This is a genomic window from Fulvivirga sp. AWR4_260 (assembly GCF_056158185.1).
On the sequence record NZ_JBSWSU010000015.1, the window covers coordinates 1835431 to 1861229 of the forward strand.

The window sequence follows — 25799 nt, forward strand, 5'->3', positions numbered from 1 at the left end:
TTTAATGCTTATTTAATTTTAAAAGACTAGTTAATTCTAACTTTAAATCCTTGAATTTCAGGATTTTTGGTTTCTACTTTTATGATGTAAAGACCTGATGAAAGTTGAATGTCATCTAAAATTTCATCTTTAGTATTGCCGTCAGAAAGTGCATCTTTGATTTTTCTTCCATGGAAATCATAGACTTCAACTTTTTTCTCTCCGTTATCATCAAATTGATCTTCAATTTGTTGAGCCAAAGGAATATCCGCTACTCTGGCATTACCGTTAGAGTACCTTTTAGAAATATAAATTTCTGGGCACTGATCCACTGCACCTGGGTTGGCTGATGCAGAGTATGCACTTCCATACCATACAAATTCATTGCTACCACCAGTAAATTTAATGTCGGCTAGTCCAAAGACTGCAGCTCCAAAACCAGCTCTTAATTTAAACTCAACATCAGATACTCCACCGGCTAATTTTCCTGAGCTATGTTTGAAGTCACTTAAAGGAATGGAAACTTTAACCCAATCACTACCCACATTAGAAACATATTTTCCTATGGTCACCAACTTAGCTTGATAGCTAGCAGTCAGCACTACATCCATATTATTCCAATTAGGGTTGCCTTCAATTTCTTTGATATAGAATGTTAGTTTATTATTACCTCCAGAAACTACAGGTAAGTTGTACCCCTTGTCTTTTCTTGAGTTATAATACATGGCTAACACTTTACCACCTGCATCTTGCGTGGTTACTTCAGCGAACACACTTGGCGAATACGTGTTGTTATTAGAGTTGCTTCCACTATTTCTCTTTGAGATATAGAAATCAGAGGTTTGGTCTACTGATCCGGCCTGACCTGAAACGGTGTAGGCATCACCATACCAAACGAACTCTCTCGTACCCCCGGTAAATTTAATTTCATCTAAACCAAAAACAGAAGCTCCAAAGTTTGCTCTCATTTTTAGCTGCACGTCAGATACTCCTATAGAAAGTCTGCTAGCATCTAAATTAAAATCGCTAAGTGGAATACTTACCTCTACCCAATTAGCTCCAATTTGAGTCACATAGTCGCCTATGGCCACACCTTTTCTTTGATATGTAGCAGTAAGCTGCACCTCCATGTTGTTCCAGTTGGGGTTACCAGAAATTCTTTTCAACTTAAAAGTAAGCTTGTTGTTTCCTGTTGCTGTTACAGGCATTATTACATCAGTGTCTTTTTGGTTGTTATAATAAAGGACCAAAGCTTTTCCTCCAGTGTCTTTTGTTGTAGCTTCTAACCAGCTAGTAGAATTGTTGTCATCTGGTGTTTGGCTTGAACCACTCGATTTTCTCGCAGAAATGTATATGTCGCTATTTTGCACCACAGCGGCAGCAGATCCAGAAGTAGTATAATCATCTCCGTACCATACAAAAGCCTGTGAACCACCTGTAAATTTGATTTCATCAATTCCAAATACAGAAGCACCAAAACCTGAGCGCATTTTTAATTGGAAGTCAGATACTCCAATAGATATTCTGCTGGCATCAAATCCAAAGTCGCTAAGCGGTATAGTTACATCTATCCAGTTGCTACCTATGTTACGTACGTAGTCACCAATGGCCACTCCTTTTCTTTGGTAGGTAGCGGTTAATTGAGCTTCCATTTTTTCCCAGTCAGGAGTGCCCGAAACAACTTTTAACTTAAAGCTGAGCTTGTTATTTCCTGATGATGTTACTGGTAAGATAATATTGTTATCCTTTTGTGCATTGTAGTAAAGAACAAGGCTTTTACCACCTGCATCTTTGGTGGTAACTTCTAACCAACCTCCAGTGGTAGAGCCACTGCCACCATCATCATCGCTATCATCATCATTGTCGTCAGATGAACCGTCACTTTTTCTTCCAGAAATATAGAAGTCACTGGTTTCATCTACTGACGACTTGTTACCTGATATAGTATACTCATCGCCATACCAAACAAATTCACTAGAGCCTCCTTTAAATACAACTTCGTCAAGACCAAAAACGCTTTTTCCAAATCCACCAAGCATTTTTAGTTCGAATGATGAAACACCATCATTTAGCTTGCCATTGTCGAACTTAAAGGCGCTTAAAGGTATGCTAACCTGAGTCCAAGAGCTACTTACGGCACTCACATAGTTTTTTATAACCACTGCCTTTGTCTGGTAGCCAGCAGTTAATCTTACTTCCATATTTCTCCAGTCGGGATTACCCGATACTTTTTTTAATAGAAAAGTAAGTTTATTGTTGCCGGTAGCTGTAACGGGCAGCATGGTAGCTTTATCTTTCTGATTGTTATAATATAAGCTCACTACTTTACCTCCGCTATCCTTGGTAGTGAGTTCAAGCCAGCTTCCATCGTTATCCACCGGATCGCTAGGAGCAGGGTTTACAATAACTACTACATCGTCAGTATCTGATAGCGAATTATTATCAGTAACTTTTAACCTGAATTTGTATGTACCTTGCTTCAGACCTTCTAGTTTTAGGTCTTTAGAAGTTTTGTTGGTCAATGTAGCCGATGGTCCACTCAATTTGCTCCATAAATAACTTTTTATAGTGCTACTGCCACTTGTACCTTTGCCATGTATGGTAAGGGTGGTAGTAGGTAGCTGAATACTAATATCATTGCCTGCACTAGCTACAGGAGGTGTATTGTTAGTGTCATCATCATCATCATTACTACTGCTTCCTTTTTTCTGCTTTAGTAACCACTCATACAAGTTTGGGTTGTGTACTGAGTGATCGGTAGCGTAGGCACGAGACCATGAATTGTGTTTTACACCTTCGTATGTTGTGAATTTTAATGCTGCTTTAGCCTTAGGGCTAGTACAACTTTTAACAGCATTGAACATGTTCAACCCTTTATTATAGGCTACAGTAGGGTCTTCATCTCCGTGAAATGCCCATACTGCCATACCTCTTTCTGAGATAGTACAGCCTTTGTTCGTACTTCCCCATGAAGCTATAGGTGCTATTGCCGCAAACTGATTGGGGCTATTATAATCGCTATACGCATATGACCATACACCACCACCACCGAGGCTTAATCCTGTTAGGTAAACTCTGCTTTTGTCTACTTTGTAATTGCCACTGTTCAATACATGGTCCACAACAACGTCTACATAAGCAGGAGACCAAAGTCCTTTATTGCTAGCTAATTGAGGAGAAATTACAATAAAGCACTCTTCTTTGCCATTGACAGTAAAACACATGTCTTGGCCTTGTTTAATTTTTTTTGGAGGGCCGTTTTTGGCGACTTTATTATTTAAGTCCGAGGCACTGCCATCTCCACGTTCTCCTATACCATGCAGAAAGATGATTACAGGGAACTTTTCATTGGAATTGTCATTATAGCCGGGCGGCAAATATTCCAAGTATCCGATTCCGTCCACTTTCTTTGCAGTCTGTTGGGCCATTACCGGATAATTGAACATGCCTAACACTGCCAGTGTAAGACACAGGGTTAAAACGTTTTTCATAACCAGTCATTCAAGAGTTTCTTAATTCATTTGCCGCAAATATATCAGACTGATTTAAAGTGTTTTGCCTATATAAGATTAGTAATAATATATCTCGATGAGTGGGGATATGCTACGTTGAATTTTATCACCAATTATGTGGAATTTTTTTCAAAACTTTAAAATGAATTCTTGAAGGTTGACAGAACGTTCTAATTCCAATTTTTTTCTTAATCTATAACGACATATTTCAACGCCTCTTACCGAAATATTAAGTAAATGAGCTACTTCCTTTGTAGACAGGTTCATGCGCAAATATGCGCTTAATTTCATCTCCTGTGGACTTAAATTCGGATATGCTTTTTTAAGCCTATTGGTGAAATCTCCATGCACTTGATCAAAGTGGAATGAGAATTGTTCCCAGTCGTCATCTTGAGAGATATTTCTATCAATATCACCTACAATTTTCTTCAGCTCTTTTTTTACTTCTTGGTTTTTGCTTCGTTTAGAAATACTGTTAAGGTTACTTTTTATATTAGCAATAAAACCATTTTTGTTGATGATGTGCATGGTGGAAGTTGCTAACTCTTTGTTTTTATTTTCTATTTCGCTCTGAAGCTTATCATTTTTAAGACGTTGAATTTCTTCTTCACTTTGCTTGGTAATGGTTTCAATTTCGGTATTCTTTTTATGAATCTCTTTCTTTTGGTGCATAGACATCGCCTGCTTTTCTTTCTTGTGTTTTTTGTCAAACAGGTAGAATGATGTGAATAAGGAGCTAAGAATAAAGATTACGTAAGTGAAGTACGCTAGTGTAGTTCGATACCACGGAGGTAGAATCACGAAAGAGTAGGAGGCTGTTTCGCTAACTTTACCATAAATGTTCTTAGCTTTTACGTGAAACGTATATGTGCCTTCCGGTAGGTTCGTATACTCTTTATCTGTTTTTGTGGTCCACGGGCTCCACGATTTTTCTGAGTTTTCGAGCCAGTATCTATATTTCGTTTCTCGCAAACCGTCTACATATGGCGAACTGTATGATATTTGAAGTGAATTTTGCTTATAAGGCAATTCCTTGATGCAGTTTTTAGGTTGTATGTTAGATATTTCATTGTTATTTCTAAACATACCATTAAAAAGCTCGCCTTTGTGATCACCAGTAAGCTCTACCTTTCTAATCAGTACACTAAAATCTTGCTGCGTGATGTCGGTGCCGTTTACATTATAAAGTATAAAACCTTCTTTGGCTCCGAATAATATTTGGTTAGTACTTAGTACAGATATATTTTGCAGGTCATCATTAAGCATATTTTTTAGCTTATTAAATACACTGCTTTTTTTCTGAAAATCACCGCCAGCATCTTTTTCCAGAACTCCAATCTGTTTTGATGACAGGTAGTAAATATTCTGAAATGGATCTTCAGCTAATGTAGTGATCTGAGCATCGTCAAAAAACTGACTAAAAAATTCATCTTCTACAAATCTGTCAGATTTAGGGTCGTATCTATAAATTTGATGCTCACTAGTGAATACAAGTCTATTGCGAATGTTATAGACATTGATGAGTAGTTTACTGGGGAGTCCATCTTCAGGGCCATAATACTTGAGGCTGGCTACAGAGTCTAAAGCATCGTTTAGTTTTAAACGAAACACTCCTTTGTAGCCATGAGTCATCCAAATGTCACCATTTTCATCCTGCTCCATCACCCTAGATGATTCGCTAAAACCTTTAATGGTGTTTTGGAATACCAATTTCCCGTCAATTTCTTTTAGTAATAGCAGACCATTATATGTCCCTTCAATAAAGTAATCGGGGTGATTTTTTAACCTCATAAAGGTCCAAGCACCATAAGACTCTTTGATGAACTCTGCTTCTGTACCTTTTACTTCGAAAGCCCCTCTGTGGTGGCCCATGAGTAGGTGGCTCTTGATTTTATCAATAGAGTATACCTGACCATCGCTGTTTTGTACAAACTCAAAATTTTGATCAGAATTCAAGTCTTTATAATAAAGACCATTATTGGTGCCGAGATATAGCTTTTGGCCATCTAAATAGCCGTCATACCCAGTGCCTGGTAGCCCTGCTTGTTCGTTTATGTATCTAAAGGGCATTCCTAGCTCCACGTAGGTAATCCCGTTATTGTGACCCAGCCATAAGTTACTTTGGCTATCTTCAAACAGGCTGAGAATAGTGCGGTTGTTTAATCCCTTAGTTTTGTTGATGTGAAGAATTACTTTGCCACTAGCATTACAAATGATAATACCATTGTTTTGAGTTCCGAGAGCAAAATCTCCATTTCTAAGCCTTATAGCACAGTTAATGGTTGATTCTTTAATAATGTCAGGCTCTGCCGTTAACCATTTTTCCAGTTTGTTGCCGTCATATAAATAAATGCCTTTATCTGCTGTGGCTATCCATAAATTTCCATTAGAAAGACCTATAATTGAGCTTATGCGGGTGTTTATTAACTCTTCAGTGCCTGAAAGGGTTTTCATTTCACCATTAGATAGGTATGATAGGCCGTACTGCAGCTGACTTATATAAAGCTGATGGTTAGTGTAAAAGAAGTTTTCCGGAGCACTGTTAAAATCAATGATGTCAAACTTATTACTCTGTTTATTATAAATAAAGATGTTTTGGAAAGTGGCGAAAATAACTTGGTCAGTATCAAGGAATACCCTCCACGTTTCATCAAAGTTCCTATATTTTTGTGGTAAGCTATCAGCTAATGAGGTAAAGGTAAGATTACCTGATTTTTCAGGGAAGAAATATCCAAAATCACCTTGGCAGGCTACAAATATTTTTCCTTCATTATCAAGAGCAATGTGTCTTACTTTTACTCCTTGGCCGGGTACACATGTTCTCCAAGTAGTACCATCATATTCTAAGACCCCAAAGTTATTGGCTATATAAATTACTCCATATTTGTTCTGAGCAATGGCCCAGTTTTGAATACCCGCATTGTATTCACTTGAGGGATAATACTTTATAAAAGGTAGTCCTAGGTTATAGTTTTGAGTACTACCTGTTAAATAACCTGCCAGCATAAAAGCAAGCAAGAAGACTCTTTTCAATAAATTGGGCATAGTTTATAGTGGGTTGAGGCATAAAACTAAATAATTGCCGATGTAATTCAAATTTTTTTTTGTTGTAATGTGATGTATACTTTAAAATGCCTTATTTCAATACAATTAACTCTTTTATTGACTATAGGTGACCTATAGAGTAGGTTTCGATGAGGGTAAAAAGTAGTGTGATGTATTATTGATGTAGTGCTGATTTTGTACAGAAGCACTAAAAAAGGGTAATTGCATCTTCGAAATGCAATCGTTTTCGGAAAAACCGAAATTAACTAAACTATTTACAATGAAAAAAACACTACTCACTTATTTGTTTTTTCTCATGGCAATTGTGCTTCATGCGCAGGGTCAGCAAGTGTCTGGTTTTGTGTATGATGATGCTGGGGAGCCCCTGCCCGGGGTGAACGTACTTATAAAGGGTACAACAAAGGGAACTGTGACCGGAATTTCTGGTGATTATACTTTAGCTGTAGATGAAGGAGCTACTTTGGTTTTTAGCTTTGTAGGTTACCTTACTAAAGAAGTTGAAGTAGGTGCGCAATCTAAAATAGATGTTACATTGGGTGCAGATATTAAAGCACTTGATGAAGTAGTAGTAGTTGGATATGGAACTTCTAATAAAAAGGAAGTTACAGGATCAATTGCTGCTGTTAATGGAGACAAATTACAAGCGTTAAACCCACAAAGGGTAGAGCAAGCTTTACAAGGACAGGCTGCTGGTGTAAATATTACCTCTGCGTCTGGTTCTCCTGGTGGAGCTTTAAATATCAGAATTAGAGGTCTGTCTACCAATGGAAATAATAATCCATTGATTTTAGTAGATGGTGTTCAGTATTCTACTGATGGATTAAACTCTTTAAATCCTTCTGATATTGAATCAATCAACGTACTAAAGGATGCCACCGCTGGTATATACGGTGTAAGAGCTGCAAATGGTGTAATTTATATCACTACCAAAAAGGGAAAGAAAAATGTTGCGCCATCATTTACTTTTAATGGATATTATGGTATTCAGGAAACTTCTAACAAGATGGATTTATTGAATGCTCGTCAGTATGCTATTTTAAAGAATGAAACTTATGCTTCAGCCGGACAGGCTCCGTTATTTGAGAATGTGAATTTGGGTAAAGGAACGGACTGGCAGGATGAGGTTTTTGGGAGAGCACCAGTTCAAAATTATGGAATTACCGTTACTGGTGGTTCAGAGAAAACTACTTATTCAGTAGGTGGTTCATTCTTAGATCAAAAAGGTATAGTAGGTGATGATAAATCTAGCTTTAGAAGATATAACGCTAGATTAAACTTTGTAACAGAGCTTGCTCCGAAAGTAACTTTAGAAAATGTATTGTTATTTGCCAATGAGCAAAGAAGGACATTACCTGAAAATTCTATTGGTTCAATATTATACAATACAGTGAATGCTTCACCTGTAAGATCAACGAGAAGAGAAGATGGTTCTTATTCTTTGCTTGAGGAGGTAACTGAAATTGTAAACCCATTGGCATTGATTGATAACACATATAATCGTGCTATTACTAATAAAATTACTGGAAAGCAGGAAATTAGATATGAAATAAACGATGTATTAAAGGCAACAGCAAGAGCTGGTTATAATTATGCAAATGTTACTACTAAGGACTTCATGCCTCCGGCATACTATGGTAGTGGTAAATCAAATAACTCTGTAGCAAATGCCAATATGGATCCATTGACTATTACAGTGGGCGATTTGGATGTGCCATATTCTAATACTGTAAATCAGGGTAAAGAGACTTATTTAGATTATACTATTGAGGGTTTCCTAAATTATGATAATCTGTTTAATGAAGTACATGGATTAAAAGCTACTGCTGGTTTTTCTATGTTCGGAAGAAACATGAATGGTCTTTATGGAACTGCTTATAATGTGCCTTATGGCAAGTGGGAAAATGCTGAAATTAGATTAGCAAAGAGTCCATCAACTATTAATAATACCTCATCTTCTCGTGCATTAAATAGATTAATTTCGGGTTTCTTAAGAGCAGAATATGACTACATGGGAAAATATCTATTTTCTGCATTAATTCGTAGAGATGCTTCTACCAATTTCGGTGAAAATAATAAGTCGGGAATATTCACATCATATAGTGGTGCATGGGTAATAACTGACGAAGATTTCTTTGATGTTGACTGGTTGCAGTTTGCTAAGATTAGAGCAAGTTATGGTGTTTCAGGAAATGACCAAATTGCGGACTTTGCTTACAAGGAGAACTTAACAGGTGAAGGAGTTTATCCATTTAATGATGCATCTCAAATTGGTACCGCTATTGGCCAATATGGTAATAAAGATTTGAAATGGGAAACTACACATCAGGCTGACTTTGGTTTAGATGCTACAGTTCTTAAAGGTGACTTAGACGTTACACTTGATTATTATATCAAAACAACCAAGGATTTACTTTTTGCGCCAGAAGCTTCTGCTTTGATAGGTGCTTACGGACCTGGAGGATTGATGCCTATTATAAATGCTGGTAGTGTGAGAAACTCAGGATTAGAGTTAGCGCTTAGTTATAATAAAAGCATAGGTGATGATTTTAGTTTTAATGTAAATTACAACCTTACTACAGTAAAAAATGAAGTAATTGAAATGCCCGATGGTGTGCCATTTCTACAATATGGAAGCTTTAGCGTAGGAGGTGATTATACTTCTAGAATGATGACTGGGCAGCCTTTAGGTGTTTTTTATGGCTATAAAACTGATGGAGTATATCAAACTGAAGAAGAGATTGCTTCAAGAGGAGTTACACAGGCAAATGCACACCCTGGAGACTTAAGATTTAAAGATATAGACGGAAACGGAGAGATTTCTTTTGGTGATGATAATGACAAAACTGTTATTGGTTCTCCAATACCAGATGTTACTATGGGATTAAACTTGGGCGCGAATTATAAAAACTTCGATTTATCTATGAATTTTTACGCTTCCATCGGTAATGATATTCTAAGAAACTATGAAAGACAATTACCGAAAGCAAATCTTATGGCTTATAGAATGGATAGATGGACAGGGCCAGGAAGCACCAATGAAAATCCTCGATTGACAAACGAAGAAACTAATAATAACATTATTTCAGATTATTTTGTGGAGGATGGATCTTTTTTAAGATTAAAGAATATTCAAATAGGTTATAAAATTCCTTCGGAGTTATTAAAGCGTATAGGAGCAAACCAGTTTAGAGTTTATGCTTCAGTTAGTAACCTATTTACACTTACAAAGTATATGGGGTATGATCCAGATTTCAATTCAGGTAGTTCAACTGCGCCCGGTGTTGATTATGGTTTTTATCCTCAGCCTCGTACTTATATGTTGGGTGTTAATTTAAAGTTTTGATAAAGATGAAAAGTATATATAAAATAGGATCGCTAATCTTAGTATCACTCCTATTAACAACTAGTTGTAATGAATTTGTAGATGTTGATCCTCCAGCTCAGGTAGATAAAGAGGATTACTTTCAAGCTCCTGAAGATTACGATCAGGCTCTTATAGGAGCTTATGATTTGCTGCAGACCAGTTATTTGATAAATTGGATTGGTGAGATAGCTTCAGATAACTCAATTGCAGGTGGCGAAAGTGTGAATGATACCAAAGGGCTTCATGATATCGATCAAATGTTGCATAACGCTTCTACTCAAGAGTTAAAAACTCTATTTAGGTATTTGTATGCTGGCGTTGCTAGGTGTAACTATATTTTCGAAAATAAAGATAATATTGAGTTTGAGGGTAAAGAAGATATTTTAGCACAAGCCAAATTTTTGAGAGGTTACTATTATTTCCAATTAGTGAAATTTTTTGGTGGAGTTCCTTTACTCGTTGATCTTACTGTAGATAGATCTGAAGTTGCCAATTATGATAGGGCTACTGCTGAGGAGGTTTATGCTCAGGTAGAAATGGATTTAATAGAGGCTTCTGAGATTTTACCATTAACTCCTGCTGAAAAAGGTAGGGTAACTAAAGGAGCAGCTTTAGCATTGTTAGGGAAAGTTTATTTGTATCAAGATAAATTTGACTTGGCAGCAAGCACACTCGATCAGGTAATTGAATTAGGACAATACTCATTATTTGATGACTATTCAACTATGTTCCTTTTGGAAAATGAAGGTAACAACGAAGTTGTTTTTGATATTCAGTATATCGGAACAGAAGGAGGCTCATACGAATGTCTAGTTTGTTTAGAAGGAAATGCAGCTGTAGGATTTCAGGGTATAAGAAATTACAACGGCCCGTATTACTCTGATGGTAACGGTTATAATTTGCCAACACAGAATTTAGTAGATGAATTTGAAGATGGGGATCCTCGATTAGGAGCTAGCGTATTGGATATAGATGAATTTATTGCTGCGCAACCTAATGCAGATGAGATTACTTATGGTGTAGGAGCTGGCGGACATACTGGATATTATAATAATAAGTACATAAAGCGTACAGAGGAACTAGGAGCAGCAGATAATGATTTAACAAGTCCTCTTAATTTTCAGGTAATTAGATATGCAGATGTTCTTTTAATGGCCGCAGAAGCATATAATAGAAAAAGTGCACCTAATGATGGTACGGCTAGAGATTATTTAAATCAAGTGAGAGCCAGGGTAAACATGCCTAATGTAAATCTTTCTGGCAATGCGTTAACAGAAGCTATTTATCATGAAAGAAGGGTAGAGTTTTCAGGAGAAGGTTTGAGATTTTTCGACCTTGTAAGAACAGGTAAGGCAGCTCAAAGTATTGAAGGTTTCCAAGTGAATAAGAACGAGTTGTTCCCAATTCCTCAAGCTGAAATCAATACTTCAGGAGCTGGATGGGCACAGAATGATGGCTATTAATGATTAGATGATATTACTATGAATAAAATTATTAAGAATTTAACCATTTTACTTGGCATAGTAGCTGTCGTTATGGCTTGTCAAGATGATTATGAATTAGACAATACCGCTCCTAGTGAGTCTAGTGCGGAGTTTACAATTACTCCCTCTGATGAAACTCCTAATAAGGTGATTTTTAGTACTTCTTCAGAAGAGTTTATCAAATATTGGGATTTAGGTAATGGAAGTACAGGAAGCGGAAGTGAGATAATGGGGACTTACCCAAATGCAGGGGTATATTTAGTAAGTCTAACGGTATACAATGGAGCTGGAAGTGTTACTAAAACCAAAGAAGTAAATATACTTCAGGACGATCCTACATTATTAGATAACCCTCTATATAATAATTTAACAGGAGGTATCGATGCTATTGCAGGGAGAACTTGGTATATAGACTCAACAAAAGCAGGTCATTTTGGCTTGGGACCAAATAGTAATTATTGGCCAGAATATTATCAGGCGGAAGCTAATGCTAAGGGCGGATATGGTTTATATAACGATCGTTTTACTTTTAAACTTGCTGCTTATGGCTTTGAGATGAATACACAAGGTCAGGTATATGTAGATGATATGCAAGCATCTAGTTTTCCTGGTGCTTATAAAGCAGGTCCAGATGATAATGATTTTACTGCTCCATATGAAGGTCCTGAAAATTCAACTTGGAGTATGGTGGATCAAGATGCTGAAGGTTACCCTGTTTTAACATTAAGTAAAGGTAATTTCTTAGGTTTTTATACTGGAGTTAATTCTTATCAAATTCAAGAGATAGATGAGAAACATATGCTTTTAAGATATAAAGATGCCAGTAATGAGGCATTTAGATGGTACTTGAGATTGATTCCTACTGATGCTCCTACAGGGGAAGATCCTGATGATGGACCCGGAGAAGAGCCTACAGACTGTACCGCAGAAACAGGAGAGTCATTAGATGCTTCAAACGGCTTTAATTTTAATTTACAATCAGATATTGCGTTCGGTGGGTTTGAAGGTGTAACTGCCGAGAGAATTGAGAACCCTTTTAAGACCACTGCTAACCCTAGTTGTTATGTTAATTCATATATTAAGGCAAGTGGTTGTCAAACTTACTCAGGGGCGGCCTATGCACCATCTCCTGCTATCGATTTTTCAAATGCAAATCAGAAGATTTTCAAAATGAAGGTTTACGCTGTAAATCAAACTACAGATGTTACTTTAAGATTGGAAAGACAACCTTACCCTAATGCAGACCCTTCATTGGAGAGAGCCGCTACCATAACTCAAATTGGTGAATGGCAAGAATTAACTTTTGATTTTTCTGATGCTGCCTCTGATTTAACATTCAGTAGCATGATTGTGTATTTTGATAAAGATCAGCCATGTGATGATGATGTTTATTATTTTGATGATTTAAGACAAGTTCAACAATAACCTATGAACATGAAAAAATACATTTTTCTAATTTATACATTAATAGTCTTCACCGCTTGCGGTGAAGACTCAGATAATGAGACATTGGTATTGCCGTCTAATTTGGAAGTATCAACCACTACCGAAGGTATGGAAGTGATATTTTCTGCGCATGCTGATAATGCTAATTTTTATACCTTTTATTTTGGAGAGAATGAGGCTACGTTGCCAGAAGCTGTATCAAATGATGGAGCCGCCTCTTATACATTTGATGCATATGGAACATACGATGTAGTGATTCGTGCGCATGCTTCTGATGATCAATATACTGAAGTAACCGAGCAAATTATATTACAGGAAGAGGTTGAAGAAGATGATGATGAAGACCCGGTTGAGGAGCCAGAATCTGATATTCCTAGCCTTGATGGAATGCAGTTAGTTTGGTCTGATGAGTTTGATGGAAGCTCTTTAGATGAGTCTAACTGGACTTTTGAAATAGGTAATAATAATGGGTGGGGTAATAATGAGTTACAATATTACAGAGAAGAAAACACCGTTGTCTCTGACGGTGTATTAACAATAACGGCTAAGAAGGAGAATTACAATGGTTTTAACTATACTTCTTCTAGACTTAAAACAAAGGATAAGTATTATTTTAAATACGGAAGGGTGGATATTAAAGCCCAGTTGCCACAAGGACAAGGTATTTGGCCTGCTTTATGGATGTTAGGACAAAACATTGATGAAAAACCTTGGCCTGCATGTGGTGAAATAGATATGATGGAAATGGTTGGCGGAGAAGCTGTTGACAACCATGGTGATAATACTGTTAACAGCACTTTGCACTGGGAGAGTTCGGGACAAGCAGCAAATTACGGTACTTATACGCGTTTACAATCAGGCATATTTGCAGATGATTACCATATTTTTACCACTATTTGGGAAGAAGATAAGCTTACAAGTTATGTAGACGGAGTATCTTATTTTGTGATAGATATTTCTCCTGAAGATTTAAGTGAGTTTCATGAAGATTTCTTTTTACTAATTAACTTGGCTGTTGGTGGTAACTGGCCTGGTAGCCCTGATGCAGAAACTACTTTTCCTCAAGAATTTAAAGTAGACTACATTAGAGTGTATCAGCCTGAATAGTAAAGTTCAGTCATAAATAAGTAATAAAGGCCATCCAATTTGGATGGCCTTCTTTTTTGCACACCAGTAATTAATTATCGAATAATTACTTTAAAAGCCTTTAAGCCTGTGTTTTTACTAGAGGTTCTAATAAAATACATGCCAGTGCTTAAAATAGCATCATCTAATATTTCAGATTTTGTAATACCTGATGACTCAATTGATTTTACTTTATTACCCTTTAAATCATAAACGTTAACTGTAAATATTTTTCTTGATGCTTCATTATTATCAATGAAAGCTACTTTTGCCAAAGAGTTCATTAATCTATTAGAGATATAAAGGTCTGGACTGTCTAAGACTGATTCTTCTGCACCAGAAATCTCATAATCATTACCATACCATATGAATGGTGAGCTACCTCCGGTAAAGCTTATTTCATCAATCCCAAACACTGCAGCGCCAAATCCATATCTGGTTTTTAAATCTACTCTAGATACCCCGCCTTCAATTTTTCCTTGAGAGTGAGAGAAGTCCGATAATGGTATGTTAATTTCTACCCAATCACTTCCGATGATATCAATTATATAATCACCAATTGAAACACCTCTAGTTTGGTAAGAAGCAGTTATTTCAATGTCAATATTGTCATAATTAGCAGAACCATTGATTGTTTTTAGCTTAAAGCTTAAAGTATTATTTCCTCCTGAAGTAACATCCATATTAATACTTTCATCTTTTAGCGCATTATAGTATAGTGCTAATAATTTTCCTCCCACATCATTGGCGGTAACCTCAAGCCAGTTACCAGATTCTGGTTCATCTTCAGGAATGTCTCCTCCAGATGTAAACCTGCCCGATATATAAAACTCAGGAACTTCTATTACAGAATTTATATCTCCAGATAGCGTATAACTATCGCCATACCATATGAATGGAGATGTACCTCCGGTAAATATAATTTCATCTATGCCTAAAGTAGATGCTCCAAAATCAGATCTCATTTTAAGTTGAAAACTGGATATTCCAGTATTTAATTTGTCGGGGTCAAAGCCAAAGTCGGCCAATGGAATGGTTACGGTGGTCCAATTAGCAGCTTCGCTAACATAGTTACCTAATGTTACAGTTTGGGTTTGATAACCTGCAATTAGTTGAACATCCATTCTGCTCCAATCAACATTACCGGCTATCTTTTTTAAATTGAACTGTAAAGTATTATTTCCCGAAGATGTGGCTGGTTGCATTTCGCCATTTGATTTGTCGCTATTGTAATATAGGGCTAGCGTTTTGCCTCCTGCATTAGTTGTAGTCAATTGTAACCAACTACCTTCACCAATGATAGGCGCTGGTGATACAATTACATATACCGCATCAACTGCCGATAGACCATTTTCATCCGTAACTGTTACTTGAAATTTATATGAGCCAATTTGTAAATCGCTGATTGTTAGTGTTGTTTGGTTGGTGCCAATTAGTGTACATTCTGGGCCTTGTAGTTTTACCCATTCATAGGTTGCTATTGTGGAATTGTTACTAGTGGCAGTAGCGGTTAATGTGGTTGCAGTGGTAGGTAGTTCAATATTGAGGTTATTACCTGCATCAACCCTCGGAGGAGTAGGAGAAGCATCGCTATCATCTAAAGAGTGTTTAAGGAGCCATTCATAAACACTTTCTGGATGTAGTGAATGGTCGGTTTTATACGCTCGTGACCATGAGTTATGTCCAACATTTTCATAAGTGGTGAAACGTATATTTGCTTCAGTAGGATTGTTTGTACAGTTGTAAACCGCATTATACATGGCTAAACCTTTAGAGTATGCTACAGTGCCATCATTATCTCCGTGAAATGCCCAAATGCCCATTCCTGTTTCAGCAATGGTACAACCTTTACTATTTACTCCCCATGCAGCAATTGGTGCTATTGCCGCTAATTGATTAGGTTGATTGACAGAGTTGTAAGCGTAAGACCATGTGCCACCTCCACCAAGGCTTAAACCTGTCAAATACACTTTGTTTTTATCTATTTTGTAATTACCACTATTGAGTACATAATCTACGATTACATCTACATATGAGGCATACCAAGAATCTTTGTCGCTTGATAGCTGTGGTGATATTACAATGAAGCATTCTTCTTTTCCGTTCACTTCAAAACACATATTATGTCCATTTTTAATGTGTTTAGGAGGACCATATTTAGTTACTTTGCTAAGCAAATCTTCTTCGCTTCCATCTCCTCTTTCGCCTAAGCCGTGTAAAAATATCATTACCGGATAAGTTTCGTCACTAGAATCATCATACCCAGGAGGAAGATGCTCTAAAAAGCCGATGCCATCATACTCCTTGGCTGTTTGTTGACCTAATGATGCATTAATGTTGCTGATTACTATTAATGCTGTAATACACAAAACGAAAAAGTTCTTCTTCATAACCAATAAATCAAACATTCTAACTTGTTAACATTTTTATGTATTGTAAATATATTTTTTGATATTCCTTTAGTAGCAAGGGCAGGAGGTAAGGTAGTATAATAGTCGATGAAATGCGTATTGCAGCGATAAGCTTTATAACAATTTGAAAAACAGCAAAAAAAGGTCGTTTTTGGACATGGTTAGATATGTCAGTGAATTAAATCGAGAAAAGGAATTATTTGTAATACATGAATTTTTAAAGAATGAATTTTTGAAATACCCAAGTATGTGATAGGTTAAAATTTGATATATTCTATTTTCCTTGAATCTTAAAAAGTGTATTTTGAAAGCTTAAATTTAAACGAAGACCAAAAATCACTAATATGAATAAAACTTACATGAAGTTAAATTTGAATTTATTGTTTTCATTATTTTTCATCTCCTTATTATTATGTAATTGTGCTGGTGCGGATAAAAAAGATGAAAAAATAGCAGTGCAGCAAGAGGTTGATTTGGAATCGGGTACTGGTTATTATGGTGATAAAATTAATAAAGAAGGGGTGGTTTTAATGCCAGAAATGATGTCTAGGTTTTCAAATAATGATTCTATGGCTATAAAAGTAACCTCTACTATAACAGGGACATGCAAAAAGAAAGGGTGTTGGATGACCATTTCAAACCCTGGAAAAGAAGATATAAGAGTTACATTTAAAGATTATGGCTTTTTTGTGCCTAAAGAGGGTGTAGAGGGTAAAACAGTTATCATTGAAGGAGTGGCAAAGAAGGAAGTTACAGATATTGAGACCCTCCGACATTTTGCCAAGGATGCAGGTAAGTCGGAGGCAGAGGTAGCTGCAATTGATAAACCTCAAGAAGAGATTAATTTTATTGCTAAAGGTGTTATAATTGAAGATTAGGGGTTATAATAATTAGATCTTTTACTGCTAACTAATAAGCTTCTGAGTGCTGCTCCTGTAGCAGCACTAATGCCAGTAACAAACCCACCAATGCTTGCAGAAAGTGCCATTACACCCAAGTGTGATAAGTGAAAGATCTTGCTCATTCTTTCGGTAAGTATAGAGTGTGTACTGGCATCTATATAATATGCAAGGACAAACCAAATAATAAAAATGGTCATAAAGCCAGAAATAAAGCCTACCCAGGGTTTAGATATAAGAAGCGAAGTACTAACGAATGCTATCACGGCTAAACACCAGAAAGGTAAAAAGTAGTTGAGCACTATTGATGTCAGCGCTATGATTAAAATATTAATGATGGTTTTCATTTGTTTGCAGGGTAGAAGGTTTGACTATAAATCATGTTAGGGTTAAGCGAGTTGACTGTAAAGGTAACTGGAAGGTACTCCCCATCTTTCCAAAGGTCAATCATATTGTCGTATAAAGGGCTGCCAGGATTGCCAGATTGACCTCCGGGGTAAACAACCCATGCCTTTGGAGGTGACGACATTTCAACAATAAATCTTTGTGAAGGTCCATGATTCTTTTTGGTAGAATTAATGGCTTCGGCTACCCCATCAACCTGTATGTTGTATCTGCTAAAACCTGCTAGAGATTTATTTAAGTCAGCTAGGTGTTTTACAAATGTGCCTTTGTAGTTGCCCCATTTATTTTCTACTCCATTATCTTTTTGCCAGTCAAGTATTTCTTGTTGTGAAATTTTGAACGCTTTATTGATTACTGCAGTAAGTGATTCTTTTTCTTTTGAGCTCTGAATATCGACCCACTCATGGTTGCTAAGGTTTTTAATGAATAGATAGCTGTTATAGTCACCCGGAGGTCTTAATTGCGATCCGCTCGTAAGTATTTCATCCCATAAAAGAGTTTTTAGGTTGCTCCACCATGCTTCAAAGTAGGTAGGGGCATAATCATTGGCTCTATAGTTATAATCCCATTTTTGAAGAAGCGTGATGGCTTTTTGTTCTGTAGCGTCTAACTCTTCTATGTTAATGGAGTCTAAAAGTATGGGGAGCACTTCTTCAGCAAGAATGCTGTAACTGTTTAATTGTATGTTTTTGAGGTCTTCAATATTTAATTTATCATTATCCTCAAGCAGTCTATGAATAATACGGTTGCGGTAATACTCATTATTAGCATTGTATACCCAATAAGGATATAGAGAGTCTACTGAATGCTGGTTGGCAGAGCTGACAAAACCTCCTTTAGGGTTCAGTTCGTAAGGGTTTTCATTTTTTGGTATATCTTTTTGCCAAATATGAGTGGGGTTGTTTCCATCCATTATAAATTTACCCTGCCCAGTCCATTTTGCAGTATATTGCCCTTGTACTTTTAATGCTATGTCACCTGACGTGCTGGCAAAGGCAATGTTTTGAGGAGGTGCATCCCAGTTGGTAATAGCTTTAGCATAATCACCATAGCTTTTTGCACGGTTAAGATCTAACAAGGCTTTTTGTACTTTTGACGCTTTGTGTCCTATCCATGTGAGGGCATAACTTTGATTTTTATTGTTGCCAAAGTTTTTGTCATAAACAACCGGTCCGTGTAAAGTGTAGTATACGGTATCAATAAAGTCCTTGTCACCTCTAATTTTTATGGTTTCTAATCGTATTTTACTTTTTTTCCATTGGTTATTGTATTTATATTCTTTTTGAGAGTCATCTTTAAATTTAATATTATACCAGTCTCTATTGTCTCTAGGTGCATTGGTGAATCCCCATGCTACAGATTCGTTGAATCCTATGGTTATACCTGCAGCTCCTGTAAAAGTGAAACCATATACATTCACATCTGGCGACTGTAACTGTGCCATAATCCATAAGGAGGGTAGGTTCAGTCCTAAATGAGTGTCATTACATAAAATAGGGCGACCACTATAAGATTTACTACCTGAGATTACCCAATTGTTGCTACCATTGTCCGCATCAGGCTTAGGTAATATGTTATTGACTAAATCCGTAGGTAAATCTATCTGTGGTGTATCTAATGGTAACGTGGTAAAGTTCCAAAGGGAGTCCGGATTTGTTGTTATCACGGGTTCTACCCCTTCAGGACTTTCAGGAAACAGTAGGTTATAAGTGGTAAGCCCGAACAGCTTTATGAAGTTAGAGTCTTCAAAATCTTCATCTCTTCCAGTAAGGTTATCTACCATAAACTCTAAAATTAAAGCAGATTTGAAAGGCGTCCATTTTTCTGGTTCGTACCCTAGTAGTTTATATTCTAGAGGTAAATCTTTGTAATTTAACGATGATATATATTGGTTTACTCCATCTGCATAAGCTTCAATGGCTACCTTTACTTTTGGATTAGCCAACATGCTGGCGTATGTTTTTTCAGCGCCATACACCATACCTTTTCTTCTTTGCTTTCTATCAAATTCCAAACCATTTTCACCAATAATTTCAGATACTCTACCTGCCGCAGCATGGGTTTGAAATTCCATTTGCCATAATCTATGCTGTGCTATTACATAACCTTGTACACTGTATAAATCTCTATTGTTACTGGCATAAATGTGAGGAACAGCATTAGAATCATATTCGACCATCACCTTGTCAGATAAATGCTCTAAGTCTATTTGTTTGGAATATTCTAAACTGTCCGATTGGGCATTTTGCCAAAAACCATGGTTGGGGTCTAGTAGTTTGCCCAATGGAGGTACGGGAACGTTATATATGACTATTCTATTGTTGAAAAAATAGATGATGAAAATAGTCAGTAGTAAGAGTGTTGAAAATTTGATTAGCTTCATTATTACCGATAAATAGGAGACATTTTTTTCTTATTGCGATAGATTTTCAAAGTTTAATCTAATTATAAAAGCTAAAAATATTAAAGGTTAGCAAAAATATTACTGTTATATTTGATCGATTTATAACTAAGAATGGAAATTATTTTGAAAAAATACTCTCAATCTCAGATTGAGAAAGCTAAAAATATAAAAGCAATTATTTTTGATATTGATGGGGTAATGACTGATGGAGGCATTATCTATACAAATTCAGGCGATGAAATAAAACACTTCAATGTTAAAGATGGCCAAATTATTAAGCATTTAAAAGCAAATAATATTCTGGTAGGTGCTATAACAGGCCGTGAGTCAGATTTAGTGGCTAGAAGATGTAAAGAATTAAATCTCAATTTTTTCTACCAAGGGGTGAAGAATAAATATGAAATTTGTCTTAACCAACTAAAAAAATATAATTTAGAAGCTGAAAACGTAGCATACCTAGGTGATGATATCATAGATATTAAGCTGATTCAAGCAGTTGGTTTAGGTGTAGCTCCCAGTGATGCACTAAGTTATGTACGCAGCATGGCTGATTTGGTTACAGAAGCCAAAGGTGGCTGTGGTGTTTTAAGAGAGACTTCAGATTTTATATTATCTGCTCAAGGATTATTAGAAGGAATTATTAAATCGTATTTGGAATAACGAATGGATATTTTTAAAGAGAAAATGAAGATTGCCAATCATATTGAATTAGGCGGGGATGATTTAGTGCTTTTTGCAGGGCCGTGTGCAGCTGAAAGTTTTGATATATGTATGGAGACGGGTACTAAGGTGAAGGAGGTTTGTGAAAATCTAGGGATTAAATATGTTTTTAAAGCATCCTTCGATAAAGCTAATAGAACATCGGCTGGGTCATATAGAGGAAAGGGTATAGACGGAGGTCTACAAATTTTAGAAAGAGTTAAGAAGGAATTGCAAGTGCCTTTAGTTACTGATATACATGAATCATATCAGGCCAAAGAAGTGGCTGAAGTGGTAGATGTATTACAAATACCAGCATTTTTATGTAGACAAACAGACTTATTGTTAGCAGCAGCAGAAACCGGAAGGGCAGTTAAAGTGAAAAGAGGCCAATTTATGGCTCCAGAAGACATGCAGTATGCGGTTAATAAAGTAAGAAGTACAGGTAATGACAATGTGTGTTTAACCGAAAGAGGCGTGTCTTTTGGCTATCATAACTTGGTGGTTGATATGAGAGGGCTGCCAATAATGCGGCAATATTCTCCCGTAGTATTTGACGTTACGCATAGTGTACAACAACCTGGTGGTGCAGGTGGAACCTCTGGCGGACAACGTGAGTTTGCTCCGTTTTTAGCGAGAGCTGCAGCCGCTGCAGGTGTAGATGGCTTTTTTATTGAAACTCATCCAGACCCATCAAAGGCATTAAGTGATGGGCCAAATATGATTCCATTAAACGAAATCGAATCATTTATTACTATGCTAAAAGAAGTTTGGACTGTAGGTAGGAAGTATACTAAATAGTTAAGAGTTAGAATTTCGGAAAAGGTAAGATAAAAAATGAAAGTTATTATCACAGGTGGAGCTGGTTTTATTGGTTCAAACTTAGTTGAGGTTTTATTAAATGATTCAAGAGTGAAGCATGTGAGGGTTATTGACAACCTCTCTAATGGTTACTATTCTAATATCAAAGAGTTTATAGATCATCCAAAGTTTTCATTTTACGAAGATGACATTAGGGATTATGATCGAATGATAGAGTTGACAGAAGGTTTTGATGTCATATCTCATCAGGCAGCTTTAGGGTCAGTTCCACGTTCCATTGAAGACCCTATGATTTCAACAGAAGTTAACGTGTTAGGTACGGTAAATATTCTGCATGCTGCAGTAAAGAATAAAATTGGTAGAGTTATCTTGGCCTGTTCTTCGAGTACTTACGGAGATAGTAAGGCACTGCCAAAAGTGGAAGATGTAATAGGGAGTCCACTTAGCCCATACGCAATTACTAAATATGCTGTAGAGCTTTATGCAGAGGTCTTTAAAAAGACCTATGGTTTAAATTATATTGGCTTTAGGTATTTTAATGTATTTGGACCTAAGCAGAATCCTAAAAATCCTTATGCGGCAGTTATTCCATTATTTTGCCAGGCATTTATTGATGGCAAATCCCCGGTTATTAATGGAGACGGTCATACTTCGCGAGATTTTACATACGTAGATAATGCTGTTCAAGCTAATGTTAAAGCTATTTTTACGGAAGATAATCAAGCATTGAACCAAATTTATAATGTAGCGTGTGGAGAACAAACCAGCCTCAATGAAATGGTGGAAATGTTAAAAGATATTTCAGGGAGAGAGATAGACGTTAAATATGGCCCCGAACGAATAGGGGATGTGAAGCATTCTAAAGCTGATATTACTAAAATTGAAAGAGGCTTAGAATATCAAGGTAATGTTAAGTTTAAAGAGGGGTTAGCATCTGTGTATGCTTGGTATCAGAATAACATGTAACCAATGAAAGGTCATTTAACACATATTATGTCAAGAGTATTCTACTTATTTTTATTGTTAATTTTTGTAGCTTCTTGTGTTCCCAATAAAAAACTGGTTTACCTTCAAGAAAAAGATGAACTTAAGCATTTAAATGAAATACCGAAGGATTCAGTGTTAAGAACTCATCAAATGGATGTGCAAGAATACAGAATACAGCCCTTAGATGTATTATACATCAACTTTGAGAGTATTACTGATGAGGAATATGATTTTTTCTCCAAAGTGAATCCTAATACTGGAAACATGGGGGGCGGAAATAATATGAGTTTGAGAGGTGTGATGGTTGATGTTGATGGCAATGTAGAGTATCCAGTAGTGGGTAAAATTAATATTTCAGGATTAACTGTATTTGAAGCTCAGGATAAAATGCAGGTTATCGTTAATAAATACCTCTCAGATGCAGTGGTGAGGATTCGGCTCTTAAACTTCAGATTTACCGTATTAGGAGAGATTAATGGAGAAAAAGTAGTTACTTCTCAAAATACCAGAGTGACTATGATGGAAGCGATTGGTTTGTCTGGAGGTTTTACAGAGTTAGCAGATAGGAGCAATGTGAAAGTTATTAGGCAAAGAGGGAATACCTCCGAAATATTCTATGTGAATTTACTGGAGGAGGAATACATTGAGTCTGAGTATTATTATGTACAGCAAAATGATGTTATAATAGTTCCTCCGTTGAAGCAACGTGCCTTCAAAAGATATTTTTCTCAAAATCTAGGGGTAATTACCTCCACTATTTCATCAGTAGTTTTAGTTATAACGCTTTTAACTAGGTAATTGAGCTATGAGTACACCTGATTTGAATGAGTTGAATGACACTGTGAAGTATTCTAGTAGTAGCGGTATGCAGATTAATTATTTAAGGGTTCTCACAAGGGCTGCTAAACATTGGTATGTTTTTGTGCTGACCTTACTGATTGCTTTAGCTTGTGCATATCTATATAATAGGTATAGTACTGATATTTATCCTGTTAAAGCTTCAATTATAATTAAGGAAAGCGATGAGAATGCAGGCGCTAAGTTTCTGTATAATAATGCTTTGGTAAATCCATATCGAAATTTTTATAATGAATTGTACATATTGAAATCATACCCTTTATTACAAGGTGTTGTTGAGGAGTTAGGGTTTACTGTTAGCTTATATAGGGAGGGAAATATTAAGACTGTGGAGCAATATGATGTGGATTTTCCAATAAAAATAGAGCCCATACATGGAAAAAATGAACCATGGGGGAAGTCCTTAGGTTTTACTGTTTTAGATAATAATAAAGTTAGATTGGAGGAAATCAATGAGGAAAAAAGTGAAAGTATAATCTTTAATGAAGGTGTTAATTTCCGCGATACAATAGATATTGACGGCTATAAATTAATTTTTAATAAAATTGCTCCGATCAGTAATTCATTAATTAATAAACTGTTTATTATAAAGTTCAATGATCCTTTTGCACTTGCTAAAAGTTATGCCAATAGACTTGACGCCAGTTGGGCTCAACAAGGAGCTTCTGTGGTTAACCTATCTATAAATGGAGCTGTTCCGTCAAAGGAAATTGCTTTTATTAGTAAATTCATTGAAAAATACCAGCAATATGATGTGGATAAAAAGAACTCGGTGGCTACTAAGTCAATAGCTTTCTTAGATGCACAGATAGAGGATATTAAGGATTCTTTACAATATTTTGAAGACGCCATTTTAAGGTTTAAACAGGATAATTTATCAGTAAGTGTTGACGAGGAAACTACTAGGTTGTATGAAAGATTAGAGACATTAGAATCTAATAAAGTAAATTGGTTGTTGCAGAATAGTTATTTTGATTACATCACTGATTATCTTAAATCTGGGCAGAATTATGATAAAATAGTTACACCGACAAGTGTGGGTATTACAGATGCGGTGCTTGTGGGCTTAATTAATGAATTAATTCAGGTAGAGGGGCAAATTGCTGAATTTAAGAATAGAGGGTTATATGATCAAAATCCATTATTTAAACAGAAATCTGAACGAGTCTTACAGCTTCGAAAAGCGATTCTGGAAGGAATAAAAAATTACAGGTCTACGCAAAGAATTAATCTTAATTTTGTTAATAATCAAATTGATTTATTGGAAAAAGAGATGAGAACTCTGCCGAGATTGGAACAGCAGCTCTTGACCATTCAGAGAAATTATTCTCTCCAGGAAAATTTATATACTTTTTTATTACAAAAGAGAGCAGAGGCAGGGATATCTAAAGCATCAACTTCCTCTGATATTATTGTTGTTAATCCACCTATGGTATCAGGAGCCAAGCTAAGCCCAAAACCAATACAAATATTTGGGATTGCTACTGCCGTAGGTTTGTTAATTCCCCTTTTAGTTTTTTTTGTTATTGAATTAGTGAATAATAAGGTTCAATCTAAAGATGATATAGAGAATATAACTACTATACCATTTATAGGGGGGATTGGGCACAATGGGTTAAATACTAATTTGGTGGTCTACGAGAAGCCTAAGTCGTCTGTCGCGGAAGCATTTCGAGCTTTGAGATCAAACTTAAACTATTTTACTCAAGGAATGGAAAAAAAGGTATTTATGGTTAATAGTTCGATTAGTGGAGAAGGAAAAACATTTACAACTATCAATCTAGGTACCGTGCTATCCATTTCTGGTAAACGAACCTTGATAATTGGAGCAGACTTGAGAAAGCCAAGGTTATATGATGACCTTAAGTTGACTAATCATATAGGTTTAAGTAACTATCTTTCAGGCATGAATACTTTTGAAGAAGTTGTTCAAAGTACTATAATCGATAACTTGGATCTGTTAAGTGGAGGCCCAATACCTCCAAATCCTAGTGAATTAATTATGAGTGAAAGGATGGATTCCCTAATGTCTATTGCAATGGATAAATATGACTTTGTGATTTTAGATACGCCACCCATTGCTTTGGTTACTGATGCCTTTATTTTGTCAAAATATATAGATCATACAATATTTCTAGTGCGTCAAAATTATACTCCCAAGCCTGTGGTGAAAACAGCTCAAGAATTATATGAGCAAGGAAAGATACAGAAAATAAGTATTCTTTTTAACGATATAAAAAAGAGCGGGCCAGGTTACGGTTATGGTTATGGTTATGGCTATGGTTATGGCTATGGTTACGGTCAAAAGAATGATGGTCAGGGTTATTATCATGATTAA

General features: G+C 36.2%; 15 protein-coding genes. 10 read left to right on the forward strand and 5 right to left on the reverse strand.

Annotated elements, in window-relative coordinates; all coding sequences use genetic code 11:
• Positions 1–26 precede the first annotated feature (26 nt).
• Positions 27–3470: a PKD domain-containing protein gene (locus tag ACXACQ_RS14305; RefSeq protein ID WP_474976636.1), complete on the reverse strand. Its 3444-nt coding sequence runs from the start codon at positions 3468–3470 to the stop codon at positions 27–29.
• Positions 3471–3620: 150 nt separating this feature from the next.
• Positions 3621–6536, reverse strand: coding sequence for a two-component regulator propeller domain-containing protein (locus tag ACXACQ_RS14310; protein ID WP_474976637.1), 2916 nt, complete (start codon positions 6534–6536; stop codon positions 3621–3623).
• A gap of 280 nt (positions 6537–6816) precedes the next feature.
• On the opposite strand from ACXACQ_RS14310, the gene ACXACQ_RS14315 reads away from it, so the two are divergent.
• From ACXACQ_RS14315 to ACXACQ_RS14330, 4 genes are read left to right on the forward strand one after another with little or no spacing between them, the layout of a single operon-like run.
• A complete protein-coding gene (locus ACXACQ_RS14315; protein ID WP_474976638.1) occupies positions 6817–9900 on the forward strand; it encodes a SusC/RagA family TonB-linked outer membrane protein in 3084 nt (1027 codons plus the stop codon).
• A gap of 5 nt (positions 9901–9905) precedes the next feature.
• Entirely contained in the window at positions 9906–11384 is a 1479-nt protein-coding gene (locus ACXACQ_RS14320) for a RagB/SusD family nutrient uptake outer membrane protein (protein ID WP_474976639.1), read from the forward strand.
• 18 nt (positions 11385–11402) lie between these two features.
• Positions 11403–12830, forward strand: coding sequence for a PKD domain-containing protein (locus ACXACQ_RS14325; protein WP_474976640.1), 1428 nt, complete (start codon positions 11403–11405; stop codon positions 12828–12830).
• Between the two features lie 9 nt (positions 12831–12839).
• The gene (locus tag ACXACQ_RS14330; RefSeq protein WP_474976641.1) at positions 12840–13958 is read left to right on the forward strand and encodes a glycoside hydrolase family 16 protein; all 1119 of its coding nucleotides are present in this window, start codon (positions 12840–12842) and stop codon (positions 13956–13958) included.
• A 74-nt stretch (positions 13959–14032) separates the two neighbouring features.
• Here the strand turns inward: ACXACQ_RS14330 and ACXACQ_RS14335 are convergent, their stop codons facing one another.
• Positions 14033–16366, reverse strand: a complete 2334-nt coding sequence (locus ACXACQ_RS14335; RefSeq protein ID WP_474976642.1) for a PKD domain-containing protein — start codon at positions 16364–16366, stop codon at positions 14033–14035.
• A 365-nt stretch (positions 16367–16731) separates the two neighbouring features.
• Between ACXACQ_RS14335 and ACXACQ_RS14340 the strand changes: the two genes are divergently transcribed.
• Entirely contained in the window at positions 16732–17265 is a 534-nt protein-coding gene (locus ACXACQ_RS14340) for a DUF4920 domain-containing protein (RefSeq protein WP_474976643.1), read from the forward strand.
• Here ACXACQ_RS14340 and ACXACQ_RS14345 read toward each other — a convergent pair.
• The gene (locus ACXACQ_RS14345) at positions 17262–17633 is read right to left on the reverse strand and encodes a hypothetical protein (protein ID WP_474976644.1); all 372 of its coding nucleotides are present in this window, start codon (positions 17631–17633) and stop codon (positions 17262–17264) included. The genes ACXACQ_RS14340 and ACXACQ_RS14345 overlap by 4 nt on opposite strands.
• Entirely contained in the window at positions 17630–20074 is a 2445-nt protein-coding gene (locus ACXACQ_RS14350) for a penicillin acylase family protein (RefSeq protein WP_474976645.1), read from the reverse strand. The genes ACXACQ_RS14345 and ACXACQ_RS14350 overlap by 4 nt, the downstream gene beginning before the upstream one ends.
• A 132-nt stretch (positions 20075–20206) precedes the next feature.
• Between ACXACQ_RS14350 and ACXACQ_RS14355 the strand changes: the two genes are divergently transcribed.
• The 5 genes from ACXACQ_RS14355 to ACXACQ_RS14375 all read left to right on the forward strand — a co-directional run bounded on the left by ACXACQ_RS14355 (position 20207) and on the right by ACXACQ_RS14375 (position 25799).
• Positions 20207–20755, forward strand: a complete 549-nt coding sequence (locus tag ACXACQ_RS14355; protein ID WP_474976646.1) for a KdsC family phosphatase — start codon at positions 20207–20209, stop codon at positions 20753–20755.
• A 3-nt stretch (positions 20756–20758) separates the two neighbouring features.
• Positions 20759–21595: a 3-deoxy-8-phosphooctulonate synthase gene (gene kdsA / locus ACXACQ_RS14360; RefSeq protein WP_474976647.1), complete on the forward strand. Its 837-nt coding sequence runs from the start codon at positions 20759–20761 to the stop codon at positions 21593–21595.
• A 36-nt stretch (positions 21596–21631) separates the two neighbouring features.
• The gene (locus ACXACQ_RS14365) at positions 21632–22582 is read left to right on the forward strand and encodes an SDR family oxidoreductase (protein ID WP_474976648.1); all 951 of its coding nucleotides are present in this window, start codon (positions 21632–21634) and stop codon (positions 22580–22582) included.
• Between the two features lie 27 nt (positions 22583–22609).
• Positions 22610–23401: a polysaccharide biosynthesis/export family protein gene (locus ACXACQ_RS14370; RefSeq protein ID WP_474976649.1), complete on the forward strand. Its 792-nt coding sequence runs from the start codon at positions 22610–22612 to the stop codon at positions 23399–23401.
• A 67-nt stretch (positions 23402–23468) separates the two neighbouring features.
• A complete protein-coding gene (locus ACXACQ_RS14375; protein ID WP_474976650.1) occupies positions 23469–25799 on the forward strand; it encodes a GumC family protein in 2331 nt (776 codons plus the stop codon).